14 protein-coding genes are annotated in these 16,814 nt (G+C 70.9%); 3 read left to right on the forward strand and 11 right to left on the reverse strand.

What is annotated here, in order from left to right; translation table 11 throughout:
* Window position 1 precedes the first annotated feature (1 nt).
* The 3 genes from EES41_RS12610 to EES41_RS12620 are packed head-to-tail and all read right to left on the reverse strand — an operon-like array spanning window position 2 to window position 4,613.
* Window positions 2–823: an HAD family hydrolase gene (locus EES41_RS12610; RefSeq protein WP_123078116.1), complete on the reverse strand. Its 822-nt coding sequence runs from the start codon at window positions 821–823 to the stop codon at window positions 2–4.
* On the reverse strand, window positions 820–3,414 hold the full coding sequence (locus EES41_RS12615) for a phosphoribosyltransferase (protein WP_123082419.1): 2,595 nt from the start codon (window positions 3,412–3,414) through the stop codon (window positions 820–822). The genes EES41_RS12610 and EES41_RS12615 overlap by 4 nt, the downstream gene beginning before the upstream one ends.
* A 32-nt stretch (window positions 3,415–3,446) precedes the next feature.
* Entirely contained in the window at window positions 3,447–4,613 is a 1,167-nt protein-coding gene (locus EES41_RS12620) for an HpcH/HpaI aldolase/citrate lyase family protein (protein ID WP_123078118.1), read from the reverse strand.
* A 205-nt stretch (window positions 4,614–4,818) separates the two neighbouring features.
* Between EES41_RS12620 and EES41_RS12625 the strand changes: the two genes are divergently transcribed.
* Window positions 4,819–5,583, forward strand: coding sequence for a TerD family protein (locus EES41_RS12625; protein WP_123078120.1), 765 nt, complete (start codon window positions 4,819–4,821; stop codon window positions 5,581–5,583).
* A gap of 148 nt (window positions 5,584–5,731) precedes the next feature.
* Here EES41_RS12625 and EES41_RS12630 read toward each other — a convergent pair whose 3' ends face one another.
* The 6 genes from EES41_RS12630 to EES41_RS12655 form a co-directional block, all read right to left on the reverse strand.
* A complete protein-coding gene (locus EES41_RS12630; RefSeq protein WP_008739112.1) occupies window positions 5,732–6,472 on the reverse strand; it encodes a hypothetical protein in 741 nt (246 codons plus the stop codon).
* A gap of 111 nt (window positions 6,473–6,583) precedes the next feature.
* The gene (locus tag EES41_RS12635; protein WP_123078122.1) at window positions 6,584–7,699 is read right to left on the reverse strand and encodes a DUF475 domain-containing protein; all 1,116 of its coding nucleotides are present in this window, start codon (window positions 7,697–7,699) and stop codon (window positions 6,584–6,586) included.
* Between the two features lie 23 nt (window positions 7,700–7,722).
* Complete coding sequence (locus EES41_RS12640) at window positions 7,723–8,298, reverse strand: TerD family protein (RefSeq protein ID WP_008739114.1); 576 nt, start codon at window positions 8,296–8,298, stop codon at window positions 7,723–7,725.
* A 163-nt stretch (window positions 8,299–8,461) separates the two neighbouring features.
* Window positions 8,462–9,037 (reverse strand): TerD family protein, encoded by a 576-nt coding sequence (locus EES41_RS12645; protein WP_008739115.1) that lies wholly within the window; start codon window positions 9,035–9,037, stop codon window positions 8,462–8,464.
* Window positions 9,038–9,226: 189 nt separating this feature from the next.
* Window positions 9,227–9,685 carry a peroxiredoxin gene (locus EES41_RS12650; protein ID WP_073773609.1) on the reverse strand — a complete coding sequence of 153 codons (459 nt, stop codon included), beginning with the start codon at window positions 9,683–9,685 and terminating at the stop codon, window positions 9,227–9,229.
* A gap of 166 nt (window positions 9,686–9,851) precedes the next feature.
* On the reverse strand, window positions 9,852–10,277 hold the full coding sequence (locus EES41_RS12655) for a DUF3052 domain-containing protein (RefSeq protein ID WP_030009300.1): 426 nt from the start codon (window positions 10,275–10,277) through the stop codon (window positions 9,852–9,854).
* A 471-nt stretch (window positions 10,278–10,748) separates the two neighbouring features.
* Here EES41_RS12655 and aceE point away from each other — a divergent pair, with 471 nt between their 5' ends.
* Together aceE and EES41_RS12670 are read left to right on the forward strand one after the other, a co-directional pair.
* Window positions 10,749–13,481 (forward strand): pyruvate dehydrogenase (acetyl-transferring), homodimeric type, encoded by a 2,733-nt coding sequence (aceE, locus tag EES41_RS12665; protein ID WP_123078124.1) that lies wholly within the window; start codon window positions 10,749–10,751, stop codon window positions 13,479–13,481.
* Between the two features lie 79 nt (window positions 13,482–13,560).
* Entirely contained in the window at window positions 13,561–14,427 is an 867-nt protein-coding gene (locus EES41_RS12670) for a potassium channel family protein (protein WP_123078126.1), read from the forward strand.
* Here EES41_RS12670 and EES41_RS12675 read toward each other — a convergent pair.
* Window positions 14,408–14,881, reverse strand: coding sequence for a peptidase inhibitor family I36 protein (locus tag EES41_RS12675; protein ID WP_123078128.1), 474 nt, complete (start codon window positions 14,879–14,881; stop codon window positions 14,408–14,410). The two genes, EES41_RS12670 and EES41_RS12675, sit on opposite strands and share 20 nt — an antisense overlap.
* A 203-nt stretch (window positions 14,882–15,084) precedes the next feature.
* Window positions 15,085–16,695 (reverse strand): MFS transporter, encoded by a 1,611-nt coding sequence (locus tag EES41_RS12680; RefSeq protein WP_123078130.1) that lies wholly within the window; start codon window positions 16,693–16,695, stop codon window positions 15,085–15,087.
* Window positions 16,696–16,814 lie beyond the last annotated feature (119 nt).

Genomic DNA, 16,814 nt, shown 5'->3' on the forward strand with positions numbered 1-16,814 from the left:
GTCAGCGGCCCGTTTCACCGGCCGAACGCCCGAATGCGCGCACGATTTCCTCGCCCGCCAGGACGCCGGCCTTCGTCAGCGCCGTCACGTTCGGCGCGGTCCAGCCCGCGTCGGCCAGTTCGCCGTGCCCCGGCCGCCACGCGCGGTCCGCCGCGAGCAGCAGGTCCGCGTCGAGCAGCGAGTCGCCCGCGGCCAGGGTCTCGGTCGCCCCCGTACGCCGGGCCACCTCGCGCATCGCCGCGCTCTTGGTCAGCGGACGCGGCACGGCGTAGATCTTCCGTCCCTGGAGGGAGACGGCCCAGCCGCGGGCCTCGGACCAGTCCACGAGGGCCTTGAGCCACTCCTCGGGTACCAGCGCCCGCTCGACCACCAGGTACGCGAAGAGGTCCTCCGCCAGCCGCGCCTTGCGCAGCCAGGCCGGATCGGCCGTGGCCAGCAGGTGCGCGTGCACCTCCTCCAGCGGAGCGCACTCCTGCGCCAGCCGCCCCGCGACCTGGCGGCGCCAGTCCCGGTCGGGGACCCCGTCGACGAGGAGCTGCCCGCCGTTGGCGCAGATCGCGTACTGGGCGGGGCGCCCGGGGAAGCGGATGCGCTGGTACTGCTTGCGGGTACGGGTGGTCGTCGGGACGAACACCACGCCGGGCTCGGCGGTCAGCTCCGCCAGCAGCCCCGCCGCCGTCTCCGTCATGTACGACAGCGGCTTGCTCTCGTGGACCTCGACGCACAGCAGCCGCGGGGCCACCGGGTCGGGCATGGTCAGGCCGAGGGCGGCGGCCGAGTAGATGAGCGTGCGGTCGAGGTCACTGGCAATCAGGACGGTCACTTGGAGGCCACGGCCTTTCCGTCGGCGCCGGTGGCGCCGCGTGTGAAGCGGGGGTGGATGAGTCCTACACAGGTGTACGGCAGCCCGTCGACCTCCTCGACCGGCACCCCGCGCTGCTCGGCGAGCAGCCGTACGTGGTCCAGGTCGGCTCCGGCCCCGCGCTGGGCCAGGATCTTCCAGGGCACGCGGCGCAGCAGCACGCGGGTCGTCTCGCCCACGCCGGGCTTGACGAGGTTCACGTCGTGGATGCCGTACTCCTCGCTGATCCGCTCCACCGCCGCCCAGCCTTCCCAGGTGGGGGTGCGGTCGGCCGCGAGCAGCTCCTTGACCTCGGCGTCGACGGCCTCGGCCACCTCGTCGAAGCGGGCGGCGACGGTGTCGACGAAGCCGACGGAGACATCGGCTCCGGCGAGCTCGCGGTAGAACTTCGCACCGTGGAAGTCGGCGGGTCCGACCAGGTCGGACCTCAGCACCGTGCGCGAGACGAGTCCGGAGACGGTGGAGTTGAGGCAGGCGGAGGGGATCAGGAAGTCCTCCCGGGTGCCGTACGTGGTCACGCACGAGCCGGGGTCGGCGAGGACCACGATCTCCGGGTTGAACCCCTCGAACGCGGTGAGCGCGGCGACCAGCTCCCGGGTGATCGCGCCCTTGCCGGTCCAGCCGTCGACGAAGACGATGTCGGCCGGGTCGTGGTGCGCGGCCAGCCAGCGCAGCGCGTTGGTGTCGATGCCGCGGCCGCGCACGATGGAGACGGCGTAGTGCGGCAGGTCCAGGCCGTGCCGGGCCCGGGCCCAGCGGCGCATCAGCACGCCGACGGGGGTGCCCGCGCGGGCCAGCGAGACCAGCACCGGGGAGGGGGTCCGCTCGGCGAGGACGGTCTCGGTGACGGTGCCCACGGCCCGGGCTATTCGGGCCGCGGAGGCGGTCAGCGCGCTCTGGTAGAGCTCCTGGTAGGCGGGGCTGGGCTGGTACTCGACCGGCAGGGACTCGGCGTAGTGGGCGCCGCCCGCCTGGATGGCCTCCTCGCGCTCCTCGGTGGGGGCCTCCAGCTCGACGTCGGAGAAGTCCTGGAGCAGCCAGCCGACGTCCTCGGGGGCGTACGAGGAGAAGGCGGGCCCGCGCAGGGGCTCGGACATGATCGGCTCCTGCCGGTCGAGTACGGGAACGGGTGCGGGTACGGGTACGGGTACGGGTACGGACAGGGGCGCGGCTACCGGTACGGGCTCGTACGACGGTACGACGGCCAGCAGGACCCGGCCGGTGTGCGGCGCGAGCCGGGCGAGGAGCCCGTCGGGGGCGTGCAGCGCGGCGGTGTCGCCCGCCCCGTCGACGACGGCGACGACCGCGTCGAACCCGGCGCCCGCGACGTTGTAGGCGTACCGGTCGCCGGGCCCGTCGGCCGGGGTGTCGTGGGCGGGGAAGACGAGCCGGGTGCGGATGGCGTAGCCGGGGTCGTCGACGGCGAGCACGGGCGAGCGGGTGGTGGTCGAGAACCGCACCTCGCGGGCGGCCCCGGACTCCTCCAGGGCCCGCGCGAGGCGCAGCGGCGCGTACATGAGCTCCTCGTTGCCGAGTACGAGGACCCGCCCCGGCTCCGGTCCCAGCGCGGCGGCGATCCGCCCGGCCAGCGCGGGCAGCGCCGCCTCCAGCCGGTCGCGGTCGGCGGGGGCGAAGCCGTGGCGGCCCCCGTCGGGGAGCCCGCCGGGCCAGCCGAGCGCGACCCGCTCGACGGCGGCCACGGGCCCGGCGGCGGGCCCCGCCACGGACCCGAACCCGACCCCAGACTCGGCGGCGGACCGCGATCCGGACGCAGCCCCCGCCACGGACCCCGCCACGGCCGCCGTGCCGTCGGCGTCGCCCGCCGCGTCCCGGGTCTCGTACTCCTCGACCAGCGCCTGCCCCTTGGCGAGGATCCCCTCGGGGAGGCTGACCGTACCGCGGGCCAGGGCCACGAGGTCGATGCGGGCGCCGAGGCCCTCGGCGAAGGCGGTCAGCCGGTCGCGGTCGGCCGGGGAGCGCATGTCCACGAGGGCGACGACGACGTAGTGCCCGCGCGGGTGGCGGGCGTGCAGGTCGGCGATGGTGTTCAGCACGGTGTTGCCGGTGGAGAACTCGTCGTCGACCAGCACCAGCGGCCCGCCGCCGGCGAGCAGCTCCGGGTCCTCGGGCAGCAGCAGGTGCGAGGTGGCGTGCGAGTGGGCCTCCTCGAACCCGCCGGCGGGCTCCACGCCCGGCACGGGGCGGCGGGTGGAGTGCAGGTAGGGGGCGAGGGCGAGGCCGTCGGCGACGCAGTGGCCGAGCCCGGTGGCGGTCTCCGCGTACCCGAGGACCACCGCGGCGGCCGCCGCCCCGTCGCCCAGCAGGGCCCGGACGCGCTCGCCGAGCCCGTACCCGGCGGCGTAGACGGCCTCCGGGGACTGCGGGACGTGCTTGCCCAGCACCCGCGAGACCAGCAGGTGCGCCCGCTTGGGGTTGCGGCGCAGCGCCAGCCCGAGCAGGGCGTCCAGCCGCGGGGCGGCCGGGTCGCCGCCCTCCTGGAGGCTCACGCCCAGCCGGTCCGCGACCCAGGTTCCCGACCACACCGTGTCGATCTTCTTGCCTCTCTCCGTGGTCAAGGCCCCGCTCACACCTGGAGCCCGGCCGTCAGGAGGTCGACGAAGCCGACCTCCTCCTTCGCCACACCGAAGACCTCCGCGCGCAGCATGGTGCGCTCGGCCCAGGCCCGGTGGGGCTTCACCTCGTTCATTTTGTTCGTATAAGCGGAGCGCAGCACCCCGCCGCCGCCGCGCTCGGGGCGCAGGATGTCCTGGGCGTCGCTGAATTCCTCGTGGGAGACCACGGACAGCGCGTGGACGGGCGTGACGTGGGCGGGGTGGATGCAGGTCTTGCCCAGCAGCCCGTTGGCCCGGTCGAGCTCGATCTCGCGGAGCAGCCCGTCGAGGTCGTGCTCGATGAGGGCGGTGCGCAGTTCCTCGACGCCCTCCTCCAGGAAGGGACTGCGGCGCAGCTGGGGCTTGAAGAGGCGCTGCTGGCTGCGGAAGTACTCCCAGACCGGGCCGGTGACGGTGAAGCCGGTGCCGTCGGCGCGGCTGAGCACGTTGACGACGTCGGCGATGACGCCCGCGACGATCTGGACGTCGTAGGCGGTCATGTCGGGGGTGCGGCGCAGGCCGTAGGCGGAGCAGAAGTCGGTGACGCCGAGGCGCAGGGCCAGGACCCGCTCGCGGTAGTCGTTGACCGTGCGGGAGATGCCGGAGAGGGTCTCGACGCGGGTTTCGAGGTGCAGCAGCTCGGGGGTCTCCAGGACCGGCATGGCATACAACCGGGGCAGCCCGGCGCGCGTCTCCGCCTCGGCGACGGCGTCGAGGAAGCCGATGCCGCGGTGTTCGCCGAACTTGGGGAGTACGAATCCGGCCAGTCGGCTCGCGGTGCCGCCGAGCCGGCGCACCAGGTCGGGGATCTGCTCGGGTTCGCGGACCCGGATGAACAGGAGCGGGTGCTCGTCGGCGTCGCCGTCGAGCTCGGCGAACTGCCGGACGAGGTTGTCCTCGCCGCCCCGCACGTCGGCGTCGGAGATCGAATCCTCCAGGCAGAGGACCATGGAGACGACCCCGCGGGCGGCCTGCTTGCGGATGTCCGAGGCGAGGCCGGGGCGGGTGGCGGGGCTGTAGAGGGTGGCCCCGAGGGCGGCGGCGAGTATGCGGGCGGGGGAGGCGGCGGTGAACTCGGCCGGCTCCTGGTGGAAGAGGTCCTTGCGGACCGTGGGCGCTATGTGCCCGAAGTGACGCATGTGCTTCCCTCGTACTGCCTCGGCGGCCCATCTGGCATGGCCGGTAATAGTACGTACGAATGTGATTCAAGAGTTCCTCAAGCACATGAAGTTCAGGTAACCCTCATGCACCATGCCCACGTCTTCGGACGGGGACAAGGTCGCTGACACGCCCGGAGGGGGGCCGCATTGTCCGGTCCGGGCCCGGGAGGGCAGGATGACGGGCATGACGCACGCGATGCAGAAGGGCTCGAACATCCCGGTGACCGCCGTGGCGGTCCGGGCGGTGCTGCGCTGGACCACCGGCCCCGAGGTACCGGACGTGGACGCCTCGGCGCTGCTCGTGGGGGCGGACGGGCGTGTGCGTTCGGACGAGGACTTCGTCTTCTACAACCAGCCCCGGCACCCCTCGGGGGCCGTGTGGCGCCTGGGCAAGAAGCAGATCGGCGACGGGATCACCGACGCCGTGCAGGCGGACCTGCGCTCCGTGACCCCTGCGGTGGACCGGATCCTGGTCGTCGCCTCCGCCGAGGACGTGCCCTTCGAGCGGGTGCGGGACCTGCGGATCCTGCTCTACGACGCCACCTCGACGGGCGGCTCCGAGCCGCTGGCCCACTTCGACGTACGGCCCGAGACGGGCGCCGAGACGGCGCTGATCTGCGGGGAGCTGTACCGCCGGGGCGAGGGGTGGAAGTTCCGCGCGCTCGGCGAGGGCTACTCGGACGGCCTGGTGGGGCTGGCGACCGACCACGGGATCTCCGTGGACGAGAACGCCCCGGAGGCGGGGGCCGCCGCATCCGGCCCCGCCGCCGACCGGACGGCGGCGATGAGCCCGCCGGCCCCGCCGCCGGCGCCGCCCACGCAGGCCCCGCCGGCCGTGCCGCCCGCGTACGGGTACCCGCAGCCGGTCTCCCCGGCCCCGGTGCCGGTCCCGGCCGGCGACCCGACGTTCCGCCTGCCGGTCCAGGGCCCCCAGTTCATCCGCCGCTGACGGCCTCCGGCTCCCAGGCGCCCCGGGCACACACGGGGCCGGGCGCACCGGGTCCGGGGCCGGGGCTCGGTGCGCGCCGGGCCCGCCGAGCGCGCCGGGCCCGCCGGCCGCGCCGGGGGCAGGTGCCCGGCGCCGCTCCCGCCGCGGTTCAGGCCTTGGTGCTCTTGTAGCCCCGCCCCCACTGGAGGCCCCACCCGTACAGGCGGTCCAGCTCGGCCTGGAATCCGTACACGAACTTCACCTCGCGCCGCACCATCAGCTCGCCCTTGACCTTCTCCAGCGAGACCACGGCGCAGGAGCGCGCCTGCGGATGCCGCTCGTCCAGGGCGATCTCGATCCGCGGCCCGGTGCTCGGGTAGAGGGTGACCAGGGCGTGCGTCCGGTCGAAGGCCGGCGTCTGGTCGTAGATGTAGACGAAGACGAGCAGCCGCTTGATCTCGTCGGCGTGGTCGAGGTTGACGAAGATCGTCTCGCCCGACGGCGCCCCGAACCGGTCGTCGCCGCTGAGCTTCACGTACGGCGGGCTGTTGATGTCGCCGTGGAGGTTGCCGAGCGGCTGGACGACGCCCCGGGTGCCGTCGGTGAGCTCGAAGAGGCAGCCGATGTCGAGGTCGACATTGACCATGCCCTGGGTGTGCGCCTGCACCATGTCCGGCTTGAACAGCTTGAACGGGTGCCTCAGCAGCCCGCCGCCCTGACCCGAGCGGCCCCCTATGTCGGACGTACGCATCCGCCACGACAGGTTGACGCGCAGGTTCCCGTGCACCGCCCCCTGCTTGGCGAGCGACACCGTCGGCTGCCGCCGGGTCAGCTCGATCGCGTTCGACGAGGCGTTGCCCGACTGGAACTGCATGGCGCGCGCGCCCCTGAGCCCGTCGAAGAATCCCATCCCTGTTTCCCCCCTGGTCCCTCTGGCCTTACGGAAAGAGCGGGGCGGTCCGCAGGGTCCGCAGACCCCGCGGACCGCCCCGCTCTGGAGCGTTCCGCATTACCGCCGCGGTCATGCCTCCACGGGGGATCCCTCCAGCTCCAGGCGCTTGTTGCGGCGCACGGAGGACCAGAAGGACCATCCGATCAGCACGACGCCGACGAGGCCGGTGATGACCTCGTTGATCTCGTACTGGATGGTGACGAGCAGGATCAGGGCGAGCGCGCCGATGGCGTAGTGCGCGCCGTGCTCCAGGTAGACGTAGTCGTCGAGGGTGCCCTGGCGGACCAGGTAGACCGTCAGCGACCGGACGTACATGGCACCGATGCCGAGGCCGAGGGCCATGAGCACGATGTCGTTGGTGATGGCGAAGGCGCCGATGACCCCGTCGAAGGAGAAGGAGGCGTCGAGGACTTCGAGGTAGAGGAACATGAAGAACGCGGCCTTGCCGGCCATGGCCACGGCCGAGACGGGCTTGCCGGTCTTCTTGGCCTCCTCCTCGGCCTCGTGCTCGGCTTCCTCCTCTTCCTCCAGCTTGTTCTCGAAGTAGCCGGAGAGGCCGCCGACCACCATGTAGGTGATCAGGCCGAGGATGCCGGAGACGAGGACCGTCTGCGCCTTGTCCACGTGCACGCCGCCGTGCTGGTGCGCGTTGGCCGCGAAGGTCATCGAGGTGATGACCAGAACGATCAGCGCGATGCACGCCGACAGCATGTCGATCTTGCCCAGCTTGGCCAGCGGACGCTCCAGCCAGGCGAGCCACTTGATGTCGCGGTCCTCGAAGATGAAGTCGAGGAAGATCATGAGAAGGAACATTCCGCCGAAGGCGGCAATGGACGGGTGAGCGTCCGTGACCAGCTGCTCATACATGTTCTTGTCGTTCAAGGCCAGATCGACGGCCTCAATGGGCCCGATCTTGGCGCTGATCGCGACGATGACGACGGGGAAGACCAGTCGCATGCCGAAGACCGCGATGAGCACACCGACCGTGAGGAAGATCTTCTGCCAGAAGGCATTCATCTTCTTCAGGATTCCGGCATTGACCACCGCGTTGTCGAAGGACAGCGAGATCTCCAGGACGGACAGGATCGCGACGATCCCGAAAGCGGTCCATCCCCCGTAGAACACCGCTGCGACCAGACCGAGCGCAGTGACTGCGAACGACCAGCCGAAGGTTTTCAGAACCACTGGCACCCCATCGTTGTACGGCTTTACGAAACGTTGACCCCGAAGTCTAGAGCGATGCCCCGGAGGCCCGACGCGTACCCCTGCCCCACGGCCCGGAACTTCCATTCGCCGCCGTACCGGTAAACCTCGCCGAAGATCATCGCGGTCTCGCTGGAGGCGTCCTCGGTCAGGTCGTAGCGGGCGAGTTCCTGTCCGTCCGCCTCGTTCACCACGCGGATGAAGGCGTTGCTGACCTGGCCGAAGCTCTGCCGGCGGGCCTCCGCCTCGTGGATCGAGACCGGGAAGACGATCTTGTCCACGCGGTCCGGCACCTTGGTGAGGTCGATGATGATCGACTCGTCGTCGCCTTCACCCTCGCCGGTGAGGTTGTCCCCCGTGTGTTCGACGGAGCCCTCGGGGCTCTTGAGGTTGTTGTAGAAGACGAAGTACTCGTCCCCGAGCACCCGGCCGCTGTTGCACAGCAGCGCACTGGCGTCGAGGTCGAAGTCGGCCCCCGTGGTCGAGCGCGCGTCCCATCCGAGCCCGACGAGGACCCGGGTCAGGTTCGGTGCGGCCTTGGAGAGGGAGACATTGCCCCCCTTGGCGAGTGTGACGCCCATGATGTGGTCCTCCCCGGACGGCGTGGGGGCCGCGGCACGACGTTCGCGGCCCTGCTGTGGTGAAACCCGCGGAACGGCCGCGGTAAACCCAGTCCGGCGCCGTACACACAGTGCACGGCGCCGGACGAAGGGACTGCCCTGAGACTCGGGCCGCGATGCGGACTCAGACGTTGACGCCGAAGTCCTGCGCGATCCCGCGCAGGCCGGAGGCGTAACCCTGGCCGATGGCGCGGAACTTCCACTCCGCGCCGTTGCGGTAGAGCTCGCCGAAGACCATGGCGGTCTCGGTCGAGGCGTCCTCGGAGAGGTCGTAGCGGGCGAGCTCGGTGTTGTCGGCCTGGTTCACGACGCGGATGTACGCGTTGCGGACCTGGCCGAAGCTCTGCTGGCGGCTCTCGGCCTCGTAGATCGAGACCGGGAAGACGATCTTGGCGACATCGGCCGGGACGCCGGCGAGGTTGACCTTGATCGCCTCGTCGTCGCCCTCGCCCTCGCCGGTGGTGTTGTCACCGGTGTGCTCGACCGAGCCGTCCGGGCTCTTCAGGTTGTTGAAGAACACGAAGTTCGCGTCGCTGGCGACCTTGCCCTGGTCGTTGGTCAGGATCGCGCTGGCGTCGAGGTCGAAGTCGACACCGGTGGTGGTGCGAGCGTCCCAGCCCAGACCGACGATGACCGCCGTCAGGTTAGGCGCGGCCTTGGTCAGCGAGACGTTGCCGCCCTTGCTGAGGCTGACTCCCACGGGTCCTCCAGAGGTATGTGTGTGGGGCGGGGCCCCGTCGTGCGGTTTCTACGGATCAACGTTTCGATCCTAGTGACGGGTTCCCGCCCGTAAGCGGTTTTCGTACCGAACCTCGTACCGAACCCCGTACGGGCCCTCGCGCGGATCCCCGTACGGATTCCCGCACGGGTTCCTGCGGACCCGTACGGGTCAGAGGCTGTCGAGCGCCTTGATGTACTCGTTCAGGTCACGCGCGTCGGGCAGCCCGTTGACGACCGTCCAGCGCACGACGCCCTCCTTGTCGATGATGAAGGTGCCGCGCACCGCGCAGCCCTTCTCCTCGTCGAAGACGCCGTACGCGCGGGAGGTCTCCCCGTGCGGCCAGAAGTCCGACAGCAGCGGGTATTCGAGCTGCTCCTGCTCACCGAAGACCCGCAGGGTCGGCACGGAGTCGTTGGAGACCGCGAGGAGCTGGACCTCGTCGTTCTGGAAGCGGGGCAGCTGGTCGCGCAGCTCGCACAGCTCCCCGGTGCAGACGCCGGTGAAGGCGAACGGGTAGAAGAGCAGCACGACGGCCTTCTCCCCCCGGAAGTCGGAGAGCCGCACGGTGGCGCCGTGGTTGTCCTTGAGCACGAAGTCCGGGGCCTTGTCGCCGACCTCGATCGCCATCTCTCGCATCCCTTCGTTCCTGCACGTCCGCGTTGGGCTGTTCGGGTGACAGCCGGGTTCCGGTGGCCAGCCTAGGCGCGCCGCGGCGGCGGGACGCACGCACCCCGCCGACCGGAGGTGGAGTCCGGTCGACGGGGTGCGTGTCTGCTTGGCTGCGGGGCGCGGCTCAGCGCTTGGCCTTGGCTGCCTTCGGCGTCACCAGCTTGGTGGAGGTCCACTCCTTGCCGACGGGCAGGCCCTTGGCAAGAGAGAGGCCGGCCGTTTCGGCCGCCTCGCTGATGTCGCTGGCCTCGACGTAGCCGTCACGGCCCGTCTTGGGGGTCAGCAGCAGGATCAGTGCGCCGTCCTCGACCAGCTCGGTCGCATCGACCAGGGCGTCCGTCAGATCGCCGTCCTCGTCGCGGAACCACAACAGCACCGCGTCGGCGACGTCGTCGTAGTCCTCGTCGGCGAGCTCGCTGACGAGCTTCTCGACGGCGTCACGGAATTCCTGATCGACGTCGTCGTCGTAGCCGATCTCCTGGACCACCTGTTCGGACTGGAAACCCAGCCGGGCGGCCAGGCTCTCCGCGTGGTCCGCGGTCGCGCTCACGGGGTGCCTCCTGCTCATGTTCGGTGAATGTCTTTCGGCGGCGCGCGTACGCGCAGCATTGGGCGTAGTCCACACGGGCGCGGCGGATCGCGCAAGTACCCGGCCGCCGAGACCGTCGAAACGGTGACGATTGCGGCCGTCTCGCCGCAACTTTCAGCCTCCCCGTATGCACCTCTGGTGATTCATCCCACACCATTCCAGCTCATTCGACATCATCGGCGGCCCCGAACGGCTTTCCTACCTGTTTGAGGGACGAACACCCTTGCGAACGGACTGATCGACTTGAAGCGTAAGGTTGTGGTTCGGCCGGACTCGCTCCCTGCCGCGAAGCCGCCCGCTTCCGGACGCCACCCCCGACAACCCGGAAGTTCCAAGGGTTACCCGGGGGTAAAGATGAAGATTCCCGCCGAGAGTACGACCATGGGAGGCGGCGACCCCAAGGCGCGACTCCCCCGACAGCGAAGGAACAGCGTGGCTTCCGCATCCGATCGCAATCCGATCATCATTGGCGGCCTTCCGAGCCAGGTCCCGGACTTCGATCCGGAGGAGACGCAGGAGTGGCTCGACTCCCTGGACGCGGCCGTCGACGAGCGAGGCCGTGAACGGGCCCGCTATCTGATGTTGCGCCTGATCGAGCGCGCCCGCGAGAGGCGCGTGGCCGTGCCCGAGATGCGCAGCTCGGACTACGTCAACACGATCGCCACCAAGGACGAGCCCTTCTTCCCCGGCAACGAGGAGATCGAGCGCAAGGTCCTGAACGCCACCCGGTGGAACGCGGCCGTGATGGTCTCGCGCGCCCAGCGTCCCGGGATCGGCGTCGGCGGCCACATCGCGACCTTCGCCTCCTCGGCCTCCCTCTACGACGTGGGCTTCAACCACTTCTTCCGGGGCAAGGACGAGGGCGACGGCGGCGACCAGATCTTCTTCCAGGGGCACGCCTCGCCCGGCATCTACGCCCGCGCCTACCTCCTGGACCGGCTCTCCGAGCAGCAGCTCGACGCGTTCCGCCAGGAGAAGTCGAAGGCCCCGTACGGCCTCTCCAGCTACCCGCACCCGCGGCTGATGCCGGACTTCTGGGAGTTCCCGACCGTCTCGATGGGCCTCGGCCCGCTCGGCGCGATCTACCAGGCCCGGATGAACCGGTACATGGAGGCGCGCGGGATCGCGGACACCTCCAAGTCCCACGTTTGGGCGTATCTCGGCGACGGCGAGATGGACGAGCCGGAGTCGCTGGGGCAGCTGTCGATCGCCGCCCGCGAGGGCCTGGACAACCTGACCTTCGTCGTCAACTGCAACCTGCAGCGCCTCGACGGCCCGGTGCGCGGCAACGGCAAGATCATCCAGGAGCTGGAGTCGATCTTCCGGGGTGCCGGCTGGAACGTCATCAAGCTGATCTGGGACCGCTCCTGGGACCCGCTGCTGGCCCAGGACCGGGACGGCATCCTGGTCAACAAGATGAACTCCACCCCCGACGGGCAGTTCCAGACGTACGCCACCGAGTCGGGCGCGTACATCCGTGAGCACTTCTTCGGCGGCGACCAGCGGCTGCGCGCGATGGTCGAGAACATGTCCGACCGCCAGATCCAGCACCTGGGCCGCGGCGGCCACGACCACAAGAAGGTCTACGCGGCGTACGCGGCGGCCAAGGCCCACAAGGGCCAGCCGACGGTGATCCTCGCGCAGACGGTCAAGGGCTGGACGCTCGGCCCGAACTTCGAGGGCCGCAACGCGACGCACCAGATGAAGAAGCTGACGGTCGACGACCTCAAGCGCTTCCGCGACCGCCTGCACATCCCGATCACGGACGCGCAGCTGGAGAACGGCGCCCCGCCGTACTACCACCCGGGCCGCAACTCCCCGGAGATCCAGTACATGCACGACCAGCGCAGCGCGCACGGCGGCTACGTGCCGACCCGCGTGGTGCGCGCCAAGCCGCTCCAGCTGCCCGGCGACAGCACGTACGCGGCGGCCCGCAAGGGCTCCGGCCAGCAGTCGATCGCGACCACGATGGCCTTCGTCCGCATCCTGAAGGACCTGATGCGGGACAAGGAGATCGGCAGGCGCTTCGTGCTGATCGCGCCGGACGAGTACCGCACCTTCGGCATGGACGCCTTCTTCCCGAGCGCCAAGATCTACAACCCGCTGGGCCAGCAGTACGAGGCGGTCGACCGCGAGCTGCTGCTCGCGTACAAGGAGTCCCCGACCGGCCAGATGCTGCACGACGGCATCTCGGAGGCGGGCTGCACGGCCTCGCTGATCGCGGCGGGTTCGGCGTACGCGACGCACGGCGAGCCGCTGATCCCGGTGTACGTCTTCTACTCGATGTTCGGTTTCCAGCGCACCGGTGACCAGTTCTGGCAGATGGCCGACCAGCTGGCGCGCGGTTTCGTCCTCGGGGCGACCGCCGGCCGGACCACCCTGACGGGTGAGGGCCTCCAGCACGCCGACGGTCACTCCCAGCTGCTGGCCTCGACGAACCCGGGCTGCGTCGCCTACGACCCGGCGTACGGGTACGAGATCGCGCACATCGTCAAGGACGGCCTGCGGCGCATGTACGGGCCGGACGCCGAGGACGTCTTCTACTACCTGACGGTCTACAACGAGCCCATCCAGCACCCGGCCGAGCCGGCGGACGTCGACGTGGACGGCATCCTCCAGGGCATCCACCGGGTGTCGCAGGGCTCCTCCGGCGCCATCGGGGCGCAGATCATGGCCTCGGGCGTGGCGGTGCCGTGGGCGCTGGAGGCGCAGCGGATCCTGGCCGCGGACTGGAACGTACGGGCGGACGTCTGGTCGGCGACCTCCTGGAACGAGCTGCGCCGCGAGGCCGTGGAGGTGGAGGAGCACAACCTGCTCCACCCGGAGGAGGAGCAGCGCGTTCCGTACGTGACGCGGAAGCTGTCGGGCGCGGAGGGGCCGTTCGTCGCGATCTCGGACTGGATGCGGTCCGTTCCGGACCAGATCTCGCGCTGGGTGCCGGGCCGCTACACCTCCCTGGGCGCGGACGGCTTCGGCTTCGCCGACACCCGCGGCGCGGCCCGCCGGTTCTTCCACATCGACGCGCAGTCGATCGTCCTGGCGGTGCTGACGGAGCTGGCCCGCGACGGCCGGATCGACCGCTCGGCGCTGAAGCAGGCGGTGGACCGCTACCAGCTGCTGGACGTGGCCGCGGCCGATCCGGGCGCGGCGGGCGGGGACGCGTAGCCGGTAGTTCTCACGGTCGTGTGAGGGGCGCCGGGACACCTGTCCCAGCGCCCCTTACGCGTTCTTTACGATGCTTCGCATGAAGGAACCCTCCCGCAAGTCGCGGTGGGAGCGCCGTACGCAGGCTCCCCTGCTGGTGCTCGCCGCGGCTTTCGCCGTCGCCTACGCCGTGCCGATCGTCGCTCCCGACGCGAGCCGGGCGGTGCAGCGGGCGTGCACCCACGCGGAGTGGGTGGTGTGGGCGGCCTTCGCCGTCGACTACCTGGTCCGGCTGTGCCTGGCGGGGGACCGCAGGGTGTTCGTGCGGACGCACTGGCTGGACCTGGCGGCCGTGGTGCTGCCCCTGGTCCAGCCGCTGCGGCTGCTGCGGCTGGTCGCCACGTTGATGCTGGTGGGCCGGCGGGCCCGGATGGCCCCGCAGATCCGGCTGACGACCTATGTCGCCGGGGCGGTGGTGGGGCTGCTGATGTTCGGCTCCCTGGCGGTGCTGAGCGTGGAGCGGGACGCCCCGAACGGGAACATCAAGAACCTGGGCGACGCGGTGTGGTGGTCGTTCACCACGATGACGACCGTCGGGTACGGCGACCACTCCCCCACCACCGGGCTGGGCCGGGTGCTGGCGGTGGGCCTGATGCTGTCGGGGATCGCCCTGCTCGGTGTGGTGACCGCGAACATCGCGGCCTGGTTCATCTCCCGCTTCGAGCGCGACGACCGGGTGGAGCAGGCGCAGACCGCCGCGATCACGGAGCTGACCGAGGAGGTACGGGCGCTGCGCGCCGAGGTGGCCCTGCTGCGCGGCGCGGCGGGGTCCGCGCCCGGCCCGGCCGGCGCTCCGGCGCGGGAGGACCGCGCCGGGGCGCCGCAGGACCGGGACCGGGGTACGGATACGGATACGGATGGTCAGGGTCTGCCCTCGGTGGCGGCGGCTAGCGCTCCCACACCTTGAACGCCCTTACCTGATAGGGGGACTGGGGCAGCCAGACCCCGTCGCCCGGGTAGGTCTGGAACTCGCCGGTCTCGGCGCACTCCGCCGATTGGTAGGTGGTCACGGGCCTGCCGGTGCGGTTGACGAGGGACTGGGCGGTGGTGCCGGCGGGCAGCGCCGTGCAGCTGTTGATGTCGAGGGTGCTGAGTTCGTGGGTGCGCTTGGCCCCCTTGAAGTCGGGCTTGCCCCACAGGCACAGCTGCCCGCTGGCGCAGGCCCCTGGCGTCGGCGTCGGCGGGCCGGAGGCGTGGCCCCCGGCCCGGACGGTGGCGCGCTGCGCCCCGGGTCCCGCCGCGTGCTCCGCCGCGTGTCCCTTCGCGTGCTCCGCCGCGTGGGCGGAGCCGGCCGAGCTCGGGATCAGGACGGTGCCGGCCAGGACGGTGGCGGCGGCGAAAGTGGTGCTCCACGTACGCATGACGGGTCAACTCCTTGTGGACGAAAGGGGCCCCGGACCGTTCCGGAGCTCCGTCGCCACCACGCTGACCTGTGCAGACGGGCGGGCGGAAGGGGGTGCGGGCGGGTCCACCCGGATAGGCGACAGCCCCGTCGGAACCATCCGGCGGGGCTGTCGTCCGTACGGAGTTGACGCCTCCGTGGCGGCGGTGCGGAGCGGGCGGCTCAGATGTGGGCCGCGCCCGCCCCGGCGGCCGCGTGCTCCCCGCGCTTGGTGAAGCAGGCCACGATCGCGGCGAGCACCGCGACCACGCCGGCGACGGTGAAGGCGGTGCTCATGCCGGACACGAACGTGTCGTGCGCGACTCCGGTGATGGCGCGGACCACGGGCTCGGGGGCCTGCGGCGGCACCGGCGCGATGCCGACCTGGACGCCCTTCTCGGCGAGTTCCGCCTGCTCCGGGGTGAGCGGGGGCAGCCCGGCCCCGGCCCAGTTGTCCCCGAACGAGTCGCTGACCGTGCCGGCCATGACCGCGCCGAGGACGGCGGTGCCCAGGCTGCCGCCGACCTGCATGGCGGCCTGCTGGAGACCGCCGGCCACCCCGGACAGCTCCAGCGGGGCGTTGCCGACGATGACCTCGGTGGCCCCGACCATGACGGGCGCGAGCCCGAGACCGAGCAGCGCGAACCAGAGCGACATGGTGAGGGTGCCGGTGCCCGCGGTCAGCCGGGCCATCCCGAAGCAGGCGACGGCGGTGGCGACCATGCCCGCGACGAGCGGGACGCGCGGGCCGACCTTGGTGATCGCGGCGCCGGCCAGCGGCGAGCCGACGATCATCATGCCGGTGAGCGGCAGCAGGTGCAGGCCGCTGTCGACGGGGCTCATCCCGTGCACGTTCTGCAGGTAGAAGGTGACGAAGAACAGCCCGCCCATGAACGCGAAGGCCATCAGCACCATCAGCACGGTGCCCGCGGACAGCGGCAGCGAGCGGAACATGCCGAGCGGGATCAGGGGTTCGCCGACGCGGGTCTCCCAGAAAGCGAAGAGCGCGAAGCACAGCACGGACAGGGCGAGGAAGAGCACCGTCCTGGAGTCGCCCCAGCCCCATTCGGCGGCCTTGATGAGCGCCCAGATCAGGGAGAACATCGCCCCGGACAGCAGGAGGACGCCGAGGATGTCGAAGGAGCGCGGGGCGTTCTCGGCGCGGTGGTCGACGAGGATCACCAGGCCGAAGACGAGCGCGATGACACCGACGGGCACGTTGATGAAGAAGACGGACTGCCAGCTGACGTGCTCGACGAGCAGGCCGCCGACGATCGGCCCGGCGGCGGTCGAGGCGCCGATGACCATGCCCCAGATGCCGATGGCCATGTTGAGCTTCTCGGCGGGGAAGGTGGCGCGCAGCAGGCCGAGGGCGGCGGGCATCAGCAGCGCGCCGAAGAGGCCCTGCGCGACGCGGAAGCCGATGACGAGCTCGACGCTGCCGGAGATGCCGATGGCGGCGGAGGAGGCGGCGAAGCCGGCGATGCCGATGAGGAAGGTCTGGCGGTGCCCGAAGCGGTCGCCGAGCTTGCCTGCGGTGATCAGGGAGACCGCGAGGGCGAGGAGGTAGCCGTTGGTGATCCACTGGACGTCGGCGAGGGAGGCGCCGAGGTCCTTTTGGATCGCCGGGTTGGCGACGGCGACGATCGTGCCGTCGAGGGTGACCATCATGACGCCGATCGCCACGGCGAAGAGGGTCAGCCACGGATGGCCACGCAGCCCGGAGGCCGGCGCCGGCGCCGGGCCTGATTCCTTGCTGAGCGACGTGCTGCCGACGGTGGTCTGACTAGTCATGCGAACAGGCTAGTGACAGCCGCTGACACTTCACAAACGGCTTAACGGGACAGCTGCTGTCACGTCGGTCACAGGTACCCTGACCGCTTGCCCAGCGCTTACCCAGCGTCAGAATTCAG

The organism is Streptomyces sp. ADI95-16 (assembly GCF_003721495.1).
In the GTDB taxonomy this organism is placed as follows: domain Bacteria; phylum Actinomycetota; class Actinomycetes; order Streptomycetales; family Streptomycetaceae; genus Streptomyces; species Streptomyces goshikiensis.

Coding starts and splice junctions, on each gene's coding strand:
- EES41_RS12620 (WP_123078118.1), bottom strand. CDS start 4,613: ATGCGTCACTTCGGGCACATAGCGCCCACGGTCCGCAAGGACCTCTTC.
- EES41_RS12625 (WP_123078120.1), top strand. CDS start 4,819: ATGACGCACGCGATGCAGAAGGGCTCGAACATCCCGGTGACCGCCGTG.
- EES41_RS12630 (WP_008739112.1), bottom strand. CDS start 6,472: ATGGGATTCTTCGACGGGCTCAGGGGCGCGCGCGCCATGCAGTTCCAG.
- EES41_RS12640 (WP_008739114.1), bottom strand. CDS start 8,298: ATGGGCGTCACACTCGCCAAGGGGGGCAATGTCTCCCTCTCCAAGGCC.
- EES41_RS12650 (WP_073773609.1), bottom strand. CDS start 9,685: ATGGCGATCGAGGTCGGCGACAAGGCCCCGGACTTCGTGCTCAAGGAC.
- EES41_RS12670 (WP_123078126.1), top strand. CDS start 13,561: ATGAAGGAACCCTCCCGCAAGTCGCGGTGGGAGCGCCGTACGCAGGCT.
- EES41_RS12675 (WP_123078128.1), bottom strand. CDS start 14,881: ATGCGTACGTGGAGCACCACTTTCGCCGCCGCCACCGTCCTGGCCGGC.
- EES41_RS12680 (WP_123078130.1), bottom strand. CDS start 16,695: ATGACTAGTCAGACCACCGTCGGCAGCACGTCGCTCAGCAAGGAATCA.